The 17,328-nt window shown below is 61.2% G+C and carries 13 protein-coding genes; 5 read left to right on the top strand and 8 right to left on the bottom strand.

Annotated elements, in window-relative coordinates:
* The 5 genes from BFE01S_RS46700 to BFE01S_RS36200 form a co-directional block, all read right to left on the bottom strand.
* Window positions 1–1,059, bottom strand: a 1,059-nt coding sequence (locus BFE01S_RS46700; protein ID WP_407668262.1) for a YadA family autotransporter adhesin, incomplete at its 3' end; no start/stop codon positions are given.
* Window positions 1,060–1,519: 460 nt separating this feature from the next.
* Complete coding sequence (locus BFE01S_RS36215; protein WP_028229661.1) at window positions 1,520–1,756, bottom strand: hypothetical protein; 237 nt, start codon at window positions 1,754–1,756, stop codon at window positions 1,520–1,522.
* Window positions 1,749–2,495 carry a tetratricopeptide repeat protein gene (locus BFE01S_RS36210; RefSeq protein ID WP_028229660.1) on the bottom strand — a complete coding sequence of 249 codons (747 nt, stop codon included), beginning with the start codon at window positions 2,493–2,495 and terminating at the stop codon, window positions 1,749–1,751. The genes BFE01S_RS36215 and BFE01S_RS36210 overlap by 8 nt, the downstream gene beginning before the upstream one ends.
* A gap of 421 nt (window positions 2,496–2,916) precedes the next feature.
* Window positions 2,917–6,261: a hybrid sensor histidine kinase/response regulator gene (locus tag BFE01S_RS41600; protein WP_052421085.1), complete on the bottom strand. Its 3,345-nt coding sequence runs from the start codon at window positions 6,259–6,261 to the stop codon at window positions 2,917–2,919.
* 149 nt (window positions 6,262–6,410) lie between these two features.
* Window positions 6,411–9,773 (bottom strand): hybrid sensor histidine kinase/response regulator, encoded by a 3,363-nt coding sequence (locus tag BFE01S_RS36200; protein WP_028229659.1) that lies wholly within the window; start codon window positions 9,771–9,773, stop codon window positions 6,411–6,413.
* A gap of 278 nt (window positions 9,774–10,051) precedes the next feature.
* Here BFE01S_RS36200 and BFE01S_RS36195 point away from each other — a divergent pair, with 278 nt between their 5' ends.
* Complete coding sequence (locus BFE01S_RS36195; protein WP_028229658.1) at window positions 10,052–10,750, top strand: response regulator transcription factor; 699 nt, start codon at window positions 10,052–10,054, stop codon at window positions 10,748–10,750.
* 536 nt (window positions 10,751–11,286) lie between these two features.
* Here BFE01S_RS36195 and BFE01S_RS36190 read toward each other — a convergent pair.
* Both BFE01S_RS36190 and BFE01S_RS44875 read right to left on the bottom strand, forming a co-directional pair.
* Window positions 11,287–11,505 carry a hypothetical protein gene (locus tag BFE01S_RS36190; RefSeq protein WP_156967279.1) on the bottom strand — a complete coding sequence of 73 codons (219 nt, stop codon included), beginning with the start codon at window positions 11,503–11,505 and terminating at the stop codon, window positions 11,287–11,289.
* 24 nt (window positions 11,506–11,529) lie between these two features.
* The gene (locus tag BFE01S_RS44875; protein WP_156967278.1) at window positions 11,530–11,829 is read right to left on the bottom strand and encodes a hypothetical protein; all 300 of its coding nucleotides are present in this window, start codon (window positions 11,827–11,829) and stop codon (window positions 11,530–11,532) included.
* 146 nt (window positions 11,830–11,975) lie between these two features.
* Between BFE01S_RS44875 and BFE01S_RS36180 the strand changes: the two genes are divergently transcribed.
* The 4 genes from BFE01S_RS36180 to BFE01S_RS36165 all read left to right on the top strand — a co-directional run bounded on the left by BFE01S_RS36180 (window position 11,976) and on the right by BFE01S_RS36165 (window position 16,387).
* The gene (locus BFE01S_RS36180; protein ID WP_042339983.1) at window positions 11,976–12,395 is read left to right on the top strand and encodes a MarR family winged helix-turn-helix transcriptional regulator; all 420 of its coding nucleotides are present in this window, start codon (window positions 11,976–11,978) and stop codon (window positions 12,393–12,395) included.
* Window positions 12,396–12,534: 139 nt separating this feature from the next.
* Window positions 12,535–14,136, top strand: a complete 1,602-nt coding sequence (locus BFE01S_RS36175; protein WP_028229654.1) for an APC family permease — start codon at window positions 12,535–12,537, stop codon at window positions 14,134–14,136.
* 45 nt (window positions 14,137–14,181) lie between these two features.
* Window positions 14,182–16,155: a chloride channel protein gene (locus BFE01S_RS41595; protein WP_084170436.1), complete on the top strand. Its 1,974-nt coding sequence runs from the start codon at window positions 14,182–14,184 to the stop codon at window positions 16,153–16,155.
* Window positions 16,139–16,387 (top strand): hypothetical protein, encoded by a 249-nt coding sequence (locus BFE01S_RS36165; protein ID WP_028229653.1) that lies wholly within the window; start codon window positions 16,139–16,141, stop codon window positions 16,385–16,387. The genes BFE01S_RS41595 and BFE01S_RS36165 overlap by 17 nt, the downstream gene beginning before the upstream one ends.
* A 48-nt stretch (window positions 16,388–16,435) precedes the next feature.
* Here BFE01S_RS36165 and pal read toward each other — a convergent pair whose 3' ends face one another.
* A complete protein-coding gene (pal, locus tag BFE01S_RS36160; protein WP_028229652.1) occupies window positions 16,436–16,945 on the bottom strand; it encodes a peptidoglycan-associated lipoprotein Pal in 510 nt (169 codons plus the stop codon).
* Between the last annotated feature and the right edge of the window lie 383 nt (window positions 16,946–17,328).

Below are 17,328 nucleotides of genomic sequence, written 5' to 3'. Positions count from 1 at the left end.
GGTCGTGCTCAAGCCCGTCGACAGCGACGCAATTCCGCTTGCGTTCGTGCTTACGCTGCTCGACAGAGAGGTCACCTTGCTGTTGGTCGTGCTCAGACCCGTCGAGATCGAGCCAACGCCCGTGGACAGCGAAGCCACGTTGCTGTTGGTCGTGCTCAACCCCGTCGACAGCGATGTCACGCTCGTCGAAATCGAGGTCGTCCTCGCGGCTTCTGACTGCAACTGGCTAACGTTTACCGCATCGGTAGCAGCGGAGCCTGCCGCGACGTTCGTAACGCGACGCTCTTTACCTGACGAGCCGACCGACACCTCACCAGCAGCCGAAGTACCCGACAGCGTCCCGCTACCCGAATTGTATGCAGCGTCCCCCAGGACAGCGCTCGTAGTCGCACCTGCGCCAAGCGCGACCGAATTGGCACTCGTCGCAGTCGAATTGGCACCCAGCGCCAGCGAGTTGTTACCGCTGGCAGTTGCGGTAGTGCCGAGCGCAACGCTGCCGGTAGCCGAGGCCGTAGCATAGCGGGCGATAGCCACTCCGGTGTAATCCGCACTGGTACTTTCACCAACCGCCACCGAATTGCGTAGCGCCGAGCTATTCCCGCCAACGGCTGTGCCGCCGCTATAGCCAGGCGTTCCGGCCACCGCATTGGGACCGATGGCAATCGCATCCAAACCGCCACCCGAGGTCACTGCTTTGGCGTTTACCCCGATTGCAATGTTACTCCCGTTGCTGCCCGCACTGGCCGTCGCGTTCAAGCCAATCGCGATCGAGCCGCTATTAACCGCATTGGCACCCGTGCCAAGCCACGTCCCCGCTTGTGGAGAACACGCTCCTGTATCGACAATCACCCCCGCGCCGCCGTCGGGCATCGTACATACGTCACCAACGTTAGCGCTTGCGCTCGTCGCCACAACACTTCCGACAGCGCCCGCCACCAGCACTGCCACCACGGATCCCCTGCGCAATCCCGAGCCTTTCCTCTTCGCGACAGCGTGTTCGGATGTGACATTCCATGTTCCGGTTGAGGCATTCCAAACTGTACGATATGTTTTATTCATGATTGGTTAATAAAAAATAAATGATGAGACAGGTTCAGTAAAATCCAGATCGATCCGGGCGTGAATTTTCAACAATCCTCACGCCATCCAATTCGAATCTGGAAAATCTCTATTTGATGAAATGAATCATATGGGTCTACACGATGCAATCACATGGGACAGGTCCCAATGACACCGGGACGAGTCCCGTTCGCGCGATGCTGCCGTATACTTTCTATGTCCAGCCTGGTGAGCACCAGTTATTGATATGAGGAAATCCCGTGCACCTGTCACACAGCCGAAGCGCTCTGTTTAATTGCCGGGCGGAAACTATCAGATTGAAAATCACAACTGCCCCATCGGCTTCTAAACGCTGGGGAAATTTTCCTGTGGTGGCGAAAAATCGATTTCAGATTCCGCCGTAAAATCCATATTCTTGCCTCACCTGAGCCGGATGCGCGGGTTCAGCGCCGGGACGCCCCTACTCGGGTTTTACTTCGACAATCAATCGCCCCCATTCAAAAATCAACTGATTCTGAATCTGGGGCGAATGCATCAAATATTCGTTTAGCATCGAGAGAAATCGATTTTTATTTATTGGGCTCATCTTTGCAAAATCGATAAGGACTCGATACATCGAAGTGGCTTCGTGTTTCAATTCAACAGTGCCGCGGGCATCGAATATCCCGTTCTCAACATTATTTTCATTTTCATGCATGATTAAATTCTTTCCTTGCCAGCACACTCGAATGCGCTTGCTGCGCCAGCGGATAATCCGGATCCAGTTCTAGCGCTCGCTCAACAGCGGTCAGCGCCTGCTCGACGTCGCCCTGCTTCAGGCGAGCGGCCGCCAGATTCGTCCACACCAGCGCATTCGCAGGCTCTTCGCCAATTGCCTCTTCAAGCAGCGCTTGCGCAAGCGCGTACTCGCCGAGACACAGATACGCGGCTGCCATGTTGTTGCGCAGCATTGGGCGTCGTGGCAGCGACCGGGCGCATCGACGGTATGCGTCAAGCGCCTGCTCCAGTTTTCCGCTTTCCTGCCGCGCATAACCGTTCCAGAACCAACCCTCTGCGTAATCCGGCGCGCGTCGGCAATGCGCCTCGGCAACACCTAGCGCAATATCGTGGTGGCCAAGCGCCATCATCAATTCAAGCCAATCGACAACCCACATTTGTTCCGGCGAGCCGACATCCCAAGCCAGCGCATACCACCGATGCGCCTCGTCCCGCTCGCCTGCCAGGCATGCGCCACGGGCCCGCTCGACGAGTAATCCGACGTGACGGGGATACTGCTGGAGCGCAACGTGGACGATCGCGTCAGCCTCCTCGGAGCAGCCACCAAGCCGCGTGGCACGGCTCAATGCGATCGCCAGTTCCGCACTGTCCCAATCGGGCAAACGCGTACGCTTGACCGATTTGCCGCTTTCCTTGTCCAACGCCGTAGCCTGTTTCATGTGTCGTCCTTGCTGGATGCCCTCTCGCACTACGGCTCGTGACCGCAGCGGAGTCGTTCATCAAGTAGATCAATCCGGTATGAAATTAATTCGCATACCGTATTAAATAGAAAGCAGACAGAATGATTGGCAGCAGCGCAGGCATTACCGTTACCTGAGAATCCAGTTTTTCAATCTGGAATTCAGGCGATGATCTGTCTACTCAGGAAATCATCAAGACGCGTCTTGCGTAGTCTTGTTTGATTTGAGTCAGTGAGACTCGATGGGGGGAGTATATAAACAGGCAGGATGCGATCACATGGGACGAGTCAGAACATCGCCGGGACGAGTCCTGATCGCAAGGACTCGCCTGCCCAGTGGCCTCAAGGTGTGAGGACCATTCGAAATGTTGCGCAGCTTTCAGCCAGCGAGGCAGCCCGACTCAGGCCCGGGGATTGGACTCGTCGCGGCACTCGAGCCAGCTCAACTCACGCAGAAGTGCGCCGAGCGCCTCTTCAACAGCGGCATGATCTTCTTCATCTACCCTCCGCTCTATCGTTTCGCATTTGCCCGCGAGGTCCCGATAGCCAAACACGCCCAACGCTCCTTTGAGCGAATGGACCTCCCGCTTTATGCCCAGAAGATCTCCGGCTGACGATGCAGCGCGAAGCGCTTCCAGCGTTCTTCCGCAGGAGCTCGTAAACGTCGCCCACAATTCGTCCGACACCTCGATGCCGACTCCCTTTGAATGAGGATCGATACCGCCTGGCATCATTGGCGGCCGGCGCTGCCCCCCCGAGGCTCCCGCAACACCCGTTACGCGCGTCAGCAGTTCTTGTAGTTCTTGTAGCAAAAGCGGTTTAGTCGCGGTCGCCCACATACCCACTTCCTCGCAACGGGCCAGCTCGGATTGCGTTGCTCCTGCCGTCACCGCAATCACCGGTAGATCGGGCCAGCGTCGCTGCACGGTTTCTGCCAGTTCATATCCGTTCATGCCCGGCATATTCAGGTCGGTCAGCAGGACATCGAATGTTTGCTCGGACAGCAGTTGCAGCGCCTCCAGACCGGTTGCGGCGATCCGTCCGTCGCATTGCAGCGTCGCCAACTGCTCGGCAAACAAATGCTGATTGACCTCGTTATCTTCGGCAACGAGCACTTTCATGCGCTGGGTCATCTGCGGCGCCCGAGGCGCCTGCGCAGTCTCCTGCGGCACAGAGGCCAGCGGCACGCCGTGCAAAGCATGTTCGAACGCTGCAAGCAAACCAAGTGGCGCATAACACGACACGCTCACGATACGCCCGGTTCGTACCGGATGCAGCGGTCCATCGAGGCAACAATCGATTACCCGCGAGACCTGCTCGGTCAGTTCATTTTCTTCGTCGGCTGACCATTGGTCGCGATCGCCGCACAGCATCAGCGCACCCGCGGCCTCAAGCTCCTGCTCCGTGATAGTGACAGGACCAGGATGCCCCGCGACCCGGAGACCCCACGCTTCGAGTACGGGAATCATGCAGTGCAACCACGTAGTGTCCGAGGCAAGCAACACGACACACTCACCGGCAAACCGCGGCTGTCCGGACTCTCCCGCATCCTCCGCAACGCCCAGCGGCAAACGAACCGCAAAGCAGCTTCCCGTTCCCGGCTCGCTTCGCACGTCGATGGCTCCGCCCATCGCCTGCGCGAGGCGCCCGCATAGCGCCAGTCCGAGACCGGTCCCGCCATAGCGGCGATTGATCGAGGCGTCTGCCTGTGCGAACGCCTGAAACACCGTCGCCTGCTGCGCCGGGGTCATGCCGATGCCCGTATCCTCCACCTCCACCCGCAGTTCGCGCGACGTGCGGGTCGCATGCACCGCCACCCGCACCGTCACGCTGCCCTGAGACGTGAACTTGATCGCGTTCGACAACAGGTTGTTCACGATCTGCCGCAGCCGCGTCGGGTCGCCCATCATGGGCACGCTGCACGAAGGCCCGAACTCGGCATATAAACCGACGTTTTTAGCGTGCGCCACCGGGGCAAACGCCATCAGCGCCGGCGATATCACCTCCACCGCATCGAAACCGATGTGTTCCAGCGCAATCTCGCCCGCCTCGATCTTCGAAAAATCCAACACATCCCGGATGATTTCCAGCAGCCCGTCCGACGCGTTGCGCACGGTCGCGAGCCGCGCCCGCTGCGTCGCGTCAAGCCGCGAGTGCGCGAACAATTCAAGGTTGCCGAGAATCGCATTCAACGGCGTGCGGATCTCGTGACTCATCGTGGCCAGAAACATCGACTTGGCCGCGTTCGCCTGATCCGCCGCCTGCTTTGCGTCCCGCAACTGCTGTTCGAGCCGGGCTTTGGTGGTCACGTCGATGAAGGCCGTCACCAGCACGTCCTCGCCCTGATAACGCCCCGGCGCGAAACTGACTGCCAGGCTGACCGGCTCGCGATCTCGCGTCGGCAACCTGATGTCCTCCTGCACGACCGTTCCTTCCGCCTCCCCCTGCTCTGCACTCCTGACGTGTTGGGCATAGCGGCGAACCAGTTCGGCAGCCAGCGATGGTTCGTCCACCACGACTCGCGAAGCCATCTCGTCCCATATCGGACTGCGCAGCAGCAGATGCTTCGAATCACCGGAGATCAGCCCAAGCCCAACGGGGGCAGTCTGAATGACGATCCGGTTCAGCCGTTCGCTGTCGAACACGCGCTGCGAGCGTTCGAGCACCGGCAGAAACACGCGCCGGTTGAACGACAGCAGCAGGGCCCACGTCATCCCTATGATGATCGCTCCCGCCGCAAGCGACACCGCCAACTGAGGCCAGACACCGGCCACGATCCCGCGCCATGGCAACGCGTAGACGAGAAACCATCCAGTACTACCGAATTTATCCTTGAGCACCAGGAAGCCGCCCCGCATCGATTCGGCAAGTCCCGACGCAATCACACGTTGAAAAAGGTCGTGATGTACTGGGCCCAGTCCCGTCTCGGCAATGATCTGGTCATCCGACGAAACGATGCCGAGCGTGCTATCGAACAGAGTCGGCGGCATCGACCGCTTCATCACGCCCACGGGAAAGCGCGAGATCGGAAATTCGACCACTCTGATTCCGATCAGGCGGCAATCTGCAGTGAACAACGGAAACACCTCGCGTACAGCCCGTTCTCCGGTTATAGGGCTATCGTAGGGCGGCAACCAGGTGACAGCCTTCGCGTCGCATGTCCCGCTTTCGGTTTTCGCCATCAATGCCGCGACCGAACGATCCACGTCGTTGATCAGCACGGCCGTTAGCGCATCGCGTGTCGCCAGTATCGTCTGGAGGCGCGCGGAATCGATCGGCGGGAAAGCGGAGAGTGCGACAAGCGAGCGTTCGGTGTCGTAGAAGTAGGAAACGGAGGGTTGCCCCCTGGACGCGAGACTCGCCGTTCGCAGCGACGCGACCGACGCGGATGCCTGTAGAACGCGATCCAGATTCGCGTACGTTCGCGTACTGTCGCCCAGACCAATCACGAGAATCGGCAGCACGCCCTGCGCTTGCCGAAACTCGAGAAAGCGCCCCTCGGAATAGAAGCGCTGAGAGAGTGCAGGACTTGCGGCCGCATTGTCCTTCCAGGCATGGGTAATATTCTCGTTGGCCGCACGCGAAGCGGCTTCGAATGCGGAAACCTCCGCGGCGATCTGACGAAGCCCTAGCGAAAACTCCTGGCGCTCGTTCGAAATATAGGCGTGAACGGCCATCGCACATTCGAGAACCATCGCGAACAAGACCGTCACCGTGATCGCGACGCCCCCGCCAAACATCAGCATGTGCTGGTGGCGTTGAAAACGTGCTAGAGGAGCCCGCGGCGACGGTCTTTTCATGGCACTGAGGCGATCGCCCGGTTATTGAAACGTCCTCGGCATGGCCGCTGGTTCTGCGGGAGCGCGGCGAGGTTTGCGCCGCCCGCACACAGTCCTCATTCAATTAATGCGTACAATCGGGTCTCGAGTAGCGTATCGACATTTTCCCATGCAGCATATCCGTCGAGTTCGAGGTGCATTTCAACTGTTTCGCATTGAGCAGCAAGGTTCTTGTAGCCAAACACCGCCAGTGCACCCTTGAGCGAGTGCAGTTCCTGCCGCACACGCGAGAGGTCTGCGACAGCACGCGCTGCGCGCAGCGCCTCTAGCGCGCTGCCATAGGTGCGCTCGAAGGTCTCCCAGGCATCATCCGATAGCTCGATACCCCCCGTCAACAGGCGCGAATCGATGCCTTCCGGCAACGCCAGCGCATCGCGACTGCCAGCCGCCACGCCCACTGTACTCACCAGCAGTTCATACAGCCCTTGAAGCGACAACGGTTTGGTCGCACTTGCCGCCATGCCGGCTTCCTCGCAGCGAGCCAATTCGGCCTGTGTGACGCCCGCTGTCACCGCTGCCACCGGCAAGTCCGGCCAGCGCTTGCGCACCGCGTGCGTCAGCGCGTAACCGTCCATTTCCGGCATGTGCAGGTCGGTCAAAAGGATATCGAAGCGTTGCTGCGACAGCAGTCTCAAGGCCTCCGAACCACTTGCCGCAACTCGAGCATCGCACTGCAGCATGGCCAACTGATCGGCAAACAGTTGCCGGTTCACCTCGTTGTCCTCGGCAACCAGCACGCGCATCCGGCGGCACGATGGCGGCACCTTCGTCGCGACTGCCTTCTGCGCCGACTGAGGCAGCGGTGCGCCACGCAACGCGTGGGCAAACGCTGCGCGCAGTCCTGCCGGTGCATGGCACGACACGCTCACGATACGGCCCACGCGCACCGGATGCAGCGGGCCATCGATACCACAGTCGATCACGCACGATATCTGCTCGATCAGCGCATTTTCCGCATCAGCAGCCCATTGATCGCGATCGCCGCAGAGCATCAGTACGTCCGCTGCTTCCAGTTCCTGCTCCGTGACGTGGGATGGGGCGAGATATCCCGTCACCCGCAACCCCCATGCTTTCAGGAGCGGGGTCATACAGCGCAGCCAGCCGACGTCGGAGGCGAGCAGCACGATCGATTCGCCGGCAAACCGCGTCTGCACGGAATCTGCCTCGGGCTCAGCTACGCCCAAAGGCAGACGAACCGTGAAGCAGCTCCCTCGCCCCGGCTCGCTCTGCACGTCAATCGCGCCGCCCAGCGCCTGCGCAAGGCGCCCGCAGAGCGCCAGCCCCAGACCGGTGCCCCCAAAGCGGCGGTTGATCGATGCGTCGGCCTGCGCAAACGCATGGAACACCGTCGAGCGCTGCGCGGCTGTCATGCCGATACCCGTATCTTCTATCGCGAGGCGTAGTTCGCGCGATCCGCAGCGGGTAACCTCCACCGCCACCCGCACCGTCACGCTGCCCTGCTCCGTAAACTTGATCGCGTTCGACAGGAGGTTATTCAGTATTTGCCGAAGCCGCGTCGGGTCGCCCATCATCGGCACCTTGCCCGGTGCGTCGAACGCGCCATATAAGCCGACGCCTTTCGCTCGCGCCATGGGCGCGAACGCCAGCAGCGCTGGCGATATCACCTCGACCGCGTCGAAGCCTATGTGCTCCAGGACGGTCTCGCCCGCCTCGATCTTCGAGAAGTCCAGTACATCGCGAAGGGTGGCCAGCAGTCCATCCGACGAGTGGCGCATCGTATCCACCCGCGCCTGCTGCATCGCATCAAGCGGCGAGTGCGCGAGCAGTTCCAGGTTGCCGACAATCGCGCTCAACGGCGTACGGATCTCATGGCTCATCGTAGCAAGGAATATCGATTTGGCCGCGTTCGCCTGATCCGCCTCCCGCTTCGCATCGCGCAACCGCTGTTCGAGCTGCGCCTTCGCCGTGACATCGATGAAAGCGATAACCAGCACGTCTTCGCCCTGGTAACGCCCCGGCGCGAAACTGACGGCGAGGCTGACCGGCTCGCCGTCCAGCTTGAGCAACGGGACGTCTGCCTGTGCCACCGTGCCGTGCGCCAGCGCGTTTGGCCGCGCGATGCGGGAGTAGTGCGCGGCCAGTCGGGCCGCAAGCGATGGTGCTCCGTCCACCACCACGCGCGACTCCATCTCGACCCACACGGGGCTGCAGAGCAGCAACCCGGCCGACCGTCCAGCGATCAAGCCCAAGCCAACGGGCCCGGACTGGATCATCGTCCGGTTCAACCGCTCGCTGTCGAATACGCGTTGCGAGCGTTCGAGGACAGGCAAGAACACTCGCCGGTTGAACGACAGAATCAGAAACCACGTCATCCCTATGATGACCGCCATGGCTGCGACTGCCGCCGAAACCTGGGGCCATATGCCCGCTGCAATTTCGCGCCCGGGCAATACGTAAACCAGTGTCAAGCCGGTTTCGCCAATGCTCTGGCTGATGATGAGCGCTCCGCCCTGAAACCGCTGCACCAGGCCTGACGAAGCAGGCATATTTTTTCGGTAATTACTTAATGAGGACTCCATCTTCATGGCCTCGGCTTGCTCCCCGTCGCGTTGAGCAATAACATGTCCGTTGCCTGAAACAATACGATACGAGCGCTTGTAATTGACGTCAGGAATCGTATCGATCAAGTTAAGTGGATCGAATCCGGCAACGAGGACGGCAACGAGTTCTCCCTCGCTGTATGCCGGTGCGACGACGCGCAGGACTGACTGCCCGCTGGACGGGCTGATGGAGGGTTCCAGCCATTGGACGAACGGCCGCTCATTCAACGCGCCGCTGCGACGCGTGGGCAGCGATCTCGCGACACCTGACATCAGTTCGGCAATCAGCATGTCTCGATCTGCAAACGCCGAGATACCGCGCTGGCTTTCAGCGGAAGGCGCGGGTATCAATGAGGTCAGACTGCCGTCGGGACTGAAAAAGTAGCCGGCAACCAGTTGATTCCCGGATGCGGAGTCGCCTGCATAGGCGGCCTCGATCTCGACAGCCAGCGGAAGAAAGCGCTTGACTGCCTCGTCAGAGGGCCGGTGCATGCGCGAACCCAACAGCAGTTGAGCACGCAGTGCATGATGTGGCTGGAACACCAGTCGGTCATCACCCGACCTGAATGCTTCGATCACCTGCCGGTTTGCCGGAGTGACGCCTTGGGACGCCAGTTGCGCCCGGACAACCGCGCTTCGAATCGTGAATTCGGTCGCTTCGATGTCTCGATTGACGAGGCTGAAATTCGTATTGAATGTCTGGCGTCTCTGGGAAACGAAGCTATTGATCGTCAGTAGCGTTTGAAGGGCGAACGCCAGCAACACGACCACCGTCACAAGCACGCCGCCGCCCAGCATCAGCGGCCGCTGATAGCGGTGCAACTGATTCAGCGAGTTGGATTGCGTGCTGGTCGGCATGGTCGGATCGGGTGTGGGCCACGATGGCCGCGTGAAATTCGTCACCTTTCATAAGGTTTGCGAATTGTCGGCACCACCCGTTCTGAACGCCGCTTTTCACCTCAACTTTCGGACACGTCCGCATAAATAGTTTTCCGATTAGGACAAGTCTCAATCCGACTGCCGTGCGAAAAATTGCTGCATAATCACCAGACCATGCTGCAACCAGCGGACCTGGTTGGTACACTTCAGCCCTACTCGTCCTCTATACTACTGACGGGCCTCAAGGAATTGCTGCCATGACAAACAAGGTCATTCGGGTTGCGTTGGCCGACGATCACCCTGCCGTACTGGCCGGAATCAAAGCCGTTCTCAGCAAGGTCGAATCGATGCAGGTTGTCGGCACTGCGAGCAATTCGACAGAGCTCATGGAGCTGCTAGGCCAGAACAAGTGCGACGTTCTCGTGGCCGACTACGCAATGCCCGGCGGCAAGTATGGTGACGGCTTTGCCCTGTTGTCGCTGTTGCGCCGACGTTTCCCGGATCTAAAGATCATTGTGTTTACCGGAGTCGCCAACGGACCTGTCACGCAGGAATTGTCAAAGATCGGAATTTACGCAGTCCTGAATAAATCCGACGACATGATTCACCTGGTTGCAGCAATTCATGCTGTCTTTTCCGGCGCCAGCTATACCGCGCCGAGCGCCAGGAACCTGCAGCAGCTTACCAATAAGGGGCAAGCCGCGACCCAGACCCTGTCGATACGTGAAACGGAAGTGATACGACTGTATCTATCGGGCCTTACTGTCCGGGAAATTTCGGAGCAACTTCATCGCGCCAAACAGACCGTGAGTGCGCAGAAGGTCAGTGCGATGCGCAAGCTGGGCGCAAAGAGAGAAACCGACCTGTTTAGACTGGCAGCCGAGGTGGGTATTGTGGCTTCGCCGGAAACGACCTTCAGCGCCGACGACTCCGACACCGAAGGCGTCACGCCTTGAGCTAAACCCGCAACAACGGCGAAACTGTCCCGTTTCGGGAGACCGGTTCGAACGCGGCAGGATCGAATGGGTAGGCCGGGACGACTCTCGATGTAGCTTGATGGACCACACAAGATAAGAGTCCAGAACTGGCCACCCGAAAGCTAGTCAAGCATCAGATGAGCAACGAACACCAGCACGCACATCGAGAAAACGGCACAACTCATATTAGCGACCGCGAGAGTAATAGACCATCGACGGCGAGTGACAGCTTCAGCCGGTGCACCCAGTCCTCTGACGGGCACGCTCAGCGAAGCTACGGCAGCGATAAACAGTTGCGTCATGACCAACAGAACGGATAGACAGGCAAGCATGAGAAAGGGATCCATAATTAAGCCGCGCAATTAACGGATTGTGAAACGAAAGGCATGGCATCGGTCACTTCAATCCGAAATGAGCAAACACTTGAACGATGCAGGACATCAACGTAGATGCTGAGCGGCACCCACCAGGCGCCACTGCGCCACGCATGAAGTCCGAAACAGAATGACCACGCTTCAATTCATCCGTCGGGATTGGAAATCGTGAACGTATTGCGACTTCACGGTGTGCATCGTTGCACGGTGGTCGCCCACTTCTTCACCGAACAGCGCACAGAATAATGAGATTGCTGACGCACACATATGGGACATGTCCTGTTTCGAAGGTGTGAGCGTGAAGTCAGAACCGCAGCCGTGCTGGCCGCTCACCCCGTTATCGAAGAAGCCGTCTTCCACGTCTGACGCCAGCGCACCGCACATTCACGGCGTACTCCAGCGAAAGCGTTCGCCATGCAGCTTCGAAGAACGGGTGTCGAATTGACGCTGCCCGAGCGGCAGCACAGGAAAGAACTTGCCGGCGCTATCAGCGGTGCTTCCACGCGCCGCATTCAGCGAAACCGGTAAAGGGTTGGCCGCGGACGAAACCGACGCCGCGGGGCGCCGCAATACATTGCAGGACAGACAAGGATTATCCTGCGCACCGCCAGGCGATACCCCATCGCCGTAAGCCGAACTCACGGCAAATAGCAGCACCATGGCAGACATCGCAATGTATTTCATGCGTCGGGGCCGGGAAGCGTCAGCAGCGCGGCGACTGGCGCCCCGATTCATTACAATGGAACCTTGCACTCACGTTCAACTGGGCTATATTTTATGTCACATAGTGACCTGTTTCCAGTTCGATGCCGTCAAACAAGGGGCGGACGATGCCACCGAAGCACAGCAAGGTGACGGGAAAGGTAACGAAAAGCGATCTCGCGGAGCTCTCGGAGTTCCGCTATCGCCTCCGCCAGTTTCTGCGGTTTTCGGAAGAGATCGTGCACGCCGAGGGCGTTACGCCCCTGCAGTACATGCTGATGCTGCATACGCGCGCGTTCGCGGACCGGGACTGGGCCACCGTGGGAGAACTCGCCGAGCGGCTGCAGGCGTCGTCGCATGGCACGGTCGCGCTCGTCACGCGCTGCGAGGCGGCGGGGCTCGTCATGCGGGTGCCGAGCGCACATGACCGGAGACAGGTCCAGGTGCATCTCACGCCGGAGGGCGAGCGCTGCCTGCTGAAGCTCGCGGCGCTGCACAAATCGGAAGTTCAGTCTTTTGGCTGGGCGTTCCGGGAGGAAAGCAAATAGAGCGTAGCGCGCGCGGGCTTCGCGCGCGTCTTCGCACCGGGCAGGCACGTTGACGGACTCATTGACCCGGACAGGGGTGCAACTTAACGGAACTAAAGCAACGCAAACGGTCAGGGGCGACTGAATAAAGGAGTTTGGCATGAGCACATCCTCAAGCCTGACCCTCGAAGGCAAACTCCGGCGCGAGGCCGGAATCGCAGGGCTTCTCTTCGCCAGCACGACCAGCATGATCGGCTCCGGCTGGCTCTTCGGCGCCTGGCACGCTTCCCGTATCGCGGGTCCGCTCAGCATCGGCAGCTGGATTCTCGGCGCGTTCATCATCATGCTGATCGCGCTGTGTTTCGCGGAACTCTCCTCGCTGTTCCCGCGCAGCGGTGCGCTCGTTCACATGAGCCATGCGAGTCATGGCGAAGGGCTCGGCCGGATCTGGTGCTGGCTGCTCTTTCTCGCCTACGTACCCGTTCCGGCCGTGGAGGCCGAGGCCATCGTCACTTACGCCAACAACTATCTGCCGTGGTTCATCCGCCCGGGTAGCGCAGGACTGCTTACCATGCCGGGGTTCGTCGCCTGCACGGCGCTGCTGGGCGTCACTGCGCTGCTGAACCTGATGGCGGTGCGCTGGCTGCTCAAGATGAACACCACCGTCACCTGGTGGAAGATACTGGTGCCCCTCGTCACCATCGCCGGCCTGATGACGGCAAGCACGCACTGGGACGTCATGCGCGCGGCGCCGGGCTCGTACCACCTATCGGGCATGTTCACGGCGCTGCCGGCCGCCGGCATCGTATTCAGCTATCTGGGTTTTCGCACGGCGATCGATCTGGGCGGAGAATCCGCCAACCCGCACCGCACTATTCCGCTTGCGGTGATTGGCGCCGTCGTGCTGGCCGCGGTCATCTACATCCTCCTGCAGATCGCGTTCATCATGGCGCTCTCGCCCGCCGATCTCGCACACGGCTGGGCCAATCTGAGCTTCCAGGGAGAAATGGGTCCGTTCGCGGGCCTGGCTGCAACGCTCGGGCTGAGCTGGATGGCAACGCTACTCTATATCGATGCCTACGTGTCGCCGGGCGGCACTGGACTCATGTACGTTACGGGCGGCTCGCGCGTTCTGTTCGCCGCGGGAGAAATGAACGCGGGACCTCGCGCGCTCACGCGGCTGAACCGCTACAAGATTCCGTGGATAGCCGTGCTCGCGATGTGGATTGTGGGCGTCCTGTTTCTGCTGCCCTTCCCCGCGTGGCAACAGATGGTCGGCTACATCACGTCGATCACCGTCCTGACCTATGGCCTCGGGCCCGTTGCGCTGCTGGTGTTGCGGCGCAATCTCCCGCAACTCCGCTCGCCGTTCCGGCTGGGCGCGGCGGGCGTCATCGCGCCGCTCGCCTTCATCTGCAGCAACCTCATCATCTACTGGACCGGTTTCAAGACCAACAATTTCCTGTTCTCGCTCGTTGCGGCGGGTTTCGTCCTGTATGCGCTCCACTATCACTTCATTGCGCGGCGCGCCGCGCGCGACTTTGGCTGGCGTCACATTGCGTGGCTGCTGCCGTGGTTCGGTGGATTGTGGCTGCTTTCGTGGCTCGGCGGCATCGGCGGCGGCCGCGGTGTGCTCGGATTCGGATGGGACATAGGACTCGTCGCGCTCTGGAGCATCGTCGTGCTCGTGCTGGCACTGCGCAGCGCGCTCGACGCAGGCGAGACCTCGGAAATGATGGCGCGCATGAACAGCACGAGCTAGAAGCCGCGACGGCATTGTGCCGGGCGACACCCCAGGAGCCTGAGGATGAGCGATGAAAGCGAAGCCCACGACACAACGCGGACCGCGCGGCAAGCCGTGCGGGTCGCGCCCGGCCGTGCGGTACGCGCGGCATCCCCCGACGAGGACGCGGCGCCCATCGGGCTCTATCGGCTGTGCTGCTACGCGTTTCTCGTCGGCATCGTGACGGGGCTCGGAGCCGTGGTGTTTCGCGGGCTCATCGGCGCCGTCCACAACGCCTTCTTTCTCGGCCGCCTGTCTTTCCTGTACGACGCCAGCCGCTTCACGCCCGCCGCCCCCTGGGGAGCCGGCGTGATCCTGGTGCCGGTGGCAGGCGGCCTCGTGGTCACCTGGCTCGTCAGCACCTTCGCCCCCGAGGCGAAAGGGCACGGCGTGCCGGAGGTCATGGACGCGATTTACTTCAAGCGCGGCGTGATCCGGCCGGTCGTGGCCGTCGTAAAGTCGCTCGCCTCCGCATTTTCCATCGGCACCGGGGCCGCAGTGGGACGCGAAGGCCCGATTATCCAGATCGGCTCCGCGCTCGGATCGACGCTCGGCCAGGCGATTCCCATGGCTGCCGGCCAGCGCATCACGCTCGTCGCAGCCGGCGCCGGTGCCGGCATCGCGGCAACCTTCAACACGCCCATTGGCGGCGTGCTGTTCGCGACCGAACTGATGATGCCGGAGATCAGCGTCAACACCTTTCTTCCGGTGGCGCTCGCAACGGGCACGGCCACCTTCGTCGGCCGGCTCTTCTTCGGCGGCGCGCCCGCGTTTCTGGTGCCCGCGCAGCTCGGCGCGTTGCCAAACCAGCCCGGCAGCGCCCTCACGATGATGCTCTATGCCGTGCTAGGTGCGATCGCGGGCGCCGCCGCCGCGTTGCTGATCCGCGCGCTGCACTGGGCCGAAGACGCATTCGACCGGATGCCCGGCCGTTACTGGCGCCACACCGCCGGCATGCTGCTCGTGGGCCTGCTGATGTACGGGCTCATGCGCACGGCAGGCCACTACTATGTCGAGGGCGTGGGCTACGCGACGATCCAGGCGACGCTATACGGGCAGTTGCAGGGCGGTTTCTTCCTGCTGGCGCTGGCCGCGGCGAAGACGCTCGCCATGGCACTCAGTCTTGGCTCCGGCTCGTCGGGTGGCGTGTTTTCGCCGTCGCTGTTCATCGGGGCAACACTGGGCGCCGCGCTGGCCTCCGCCTTCCAGTTCCTGCTACCCGGCGTACCGGTCAGTGCGCCGGCATTCGCCATGGTGGGCATGGGCGCGATGGTCGGCGGCGGCACCGGTGCCGCGATGACGGCCGTCGCCATGATTTTCGAAATGACGCGCGACTACGACATCGTGCTGCCCATGATTATCGCCGTCGCCTTCAGTCTCGGGGCACGGCGCCTGCTTTCGCCCGAGAGCATCTACACGCTCAAGCTTGCGCGCCGGGGACACGTGGTGCCCAACGCGCTGCACGCCAACATGTTCCTCGTGCAAAGCGCGGCCCAGGTCATGGAGACCGACGTTTTCGTGCTTGACGCCGCCGTGCCGTTCCGCGATCTGCTCCGCTCGCCGGATGATCCACCTTTTCGCCACGTGGTCGTGACGCGCGAAGGCAGGATCTACGGCGTGCTGCGCATCAACACCGGCCTGCGCAAAGCAGTCAGTTTCGACGACCCTTCGGTAACGCTCGGCCGGCTTGCCCAGCGCAATTTCATCGTCGTGGCGGAATCCGACGCGGCGTTCGACGTCATCAGCCAGTTGCGTCAGCAACGGGCGGCGATGGCGATCGTGGTCACGGGCGAGTGCCCTGGCCTGCAGCGCGTGAGCGGCGTTATCGCCAAGGAGCACATCGCGGACGCCGTCGCCAGCAGCATCCGCATCTTTCCTGCGCGGCGGGGCACGGGCCGGCATGCACCAGAAGGACTCGACACCTCGCCACAGCAGCGGGTCGCAACCGGCAAACCAGAAACACGGGACGAGGAGGTGCGCAATGACACTGAAAACTGACTGGACCGCGGTCAGGAAGCGCATCGAGAACGCGCTTCATCCGACAAAGCTGCACACGGCGCGCCGCTTCGCCCAGCCCGAAGACGACGACCGCGAATGGGTGATCCTCTATCGGACCGCTGCGGGCTTCTGCTGCCTGTACAAGAGCCTGCCGGTCGAATTCGAGGACATGCTGGATGCCCAGATGTGGGCGGAGGAGATGGACGTACGCCCTTATTTCATGGGGCTGTGATGGTCCTCGGGATACGCCCGCCCGTGAGGCGGGCGAGCCCTGGCACCCTTACTTGCCATAGACGAGATCGGCGCGGCGATTCTGCGCCCACGACGCCTCGTCGTGACCAAGCGCCTGCGGCTTTTCCTTGCCGAGGCTGACCGCTTCGAGCTGCGATTCCGGCACGCCGAGCGATTCGAGTTCGCGCAGCACGGCCTGAGAGCGGCGCTGCCCGAGCGCGAGGTTATATTCGTCCGTCCCGCGTTCGTCGGTGTTGCCCTGGATCAGCACATGCTGCGCCGGATGAGCGCGCAGATAATCGGCATGGGCGCGCAGCAGCGCGAGATAGTCGCCCTTCACCGTGTAGCTGTCGAAATCGAAGTACACGCTACGCTTTGCGAGCGGACTATTCGGATTACTGAGTTCGTCGATCGACGCGGCCGGCTGCGCGAGCGGTTGTGTGGTGGCCGCCGCGCTCGTATTCGATACGCCGGAGGTGCCGGGCTCGCTCGTGGTGGAGTGACATCCGGCGAGTGCGGCCAGCAGCGCGATGGCGACGCAGGATCGAGTCAGGCTCATGGCGAACTCCAGTTCCGGGGTGCGCGTCGCAGCGGGAACGCTCCGATTGCATGACGCAGTCTAAGCGAGAACAACACGCCGCACCACGGTATTTTCCCGCGTGGCCACCGCTGTCGCCCAAAAACTTCAAGGCAACGCCCGTTTTAAGTTTCGTTTAAGCATAGGGGCATAAATTTGCACATATGTCACGGCATGACCATTTATTGCAACGGGCTTTCAACGTTGCGGGGTGGGGTTCCGTGACACGATTGTGTCCCCAGCTTGTTGCACCGAACGTCCGGTTGCTGCCGGCCGTACCGGTGGCAACTTCCCCTCGCCCAGCCTGAGTGCTGGGTTCTTTTTTTGACCGAGCGAGATGCGTGTGTCCTCCACACCGGCCGTTT

The organism is Paraburkholderia ferrariae NBRC 106233 (assembly GCF_000685035.1).
GTDB classification, from domain to species: domain Bacteria; phylum Pseudomonadota; class Gammaproteobacteria; order Burkholderiales; family Burkholderiaceae; genus Paraburkholderia; species Paraburkholderia ferrariae.
The sequence above is the reverse complement of the archived record's forward strand: the minus strand, read 5'-3'. Positions and strand labels throughout refer to the sequence as shown.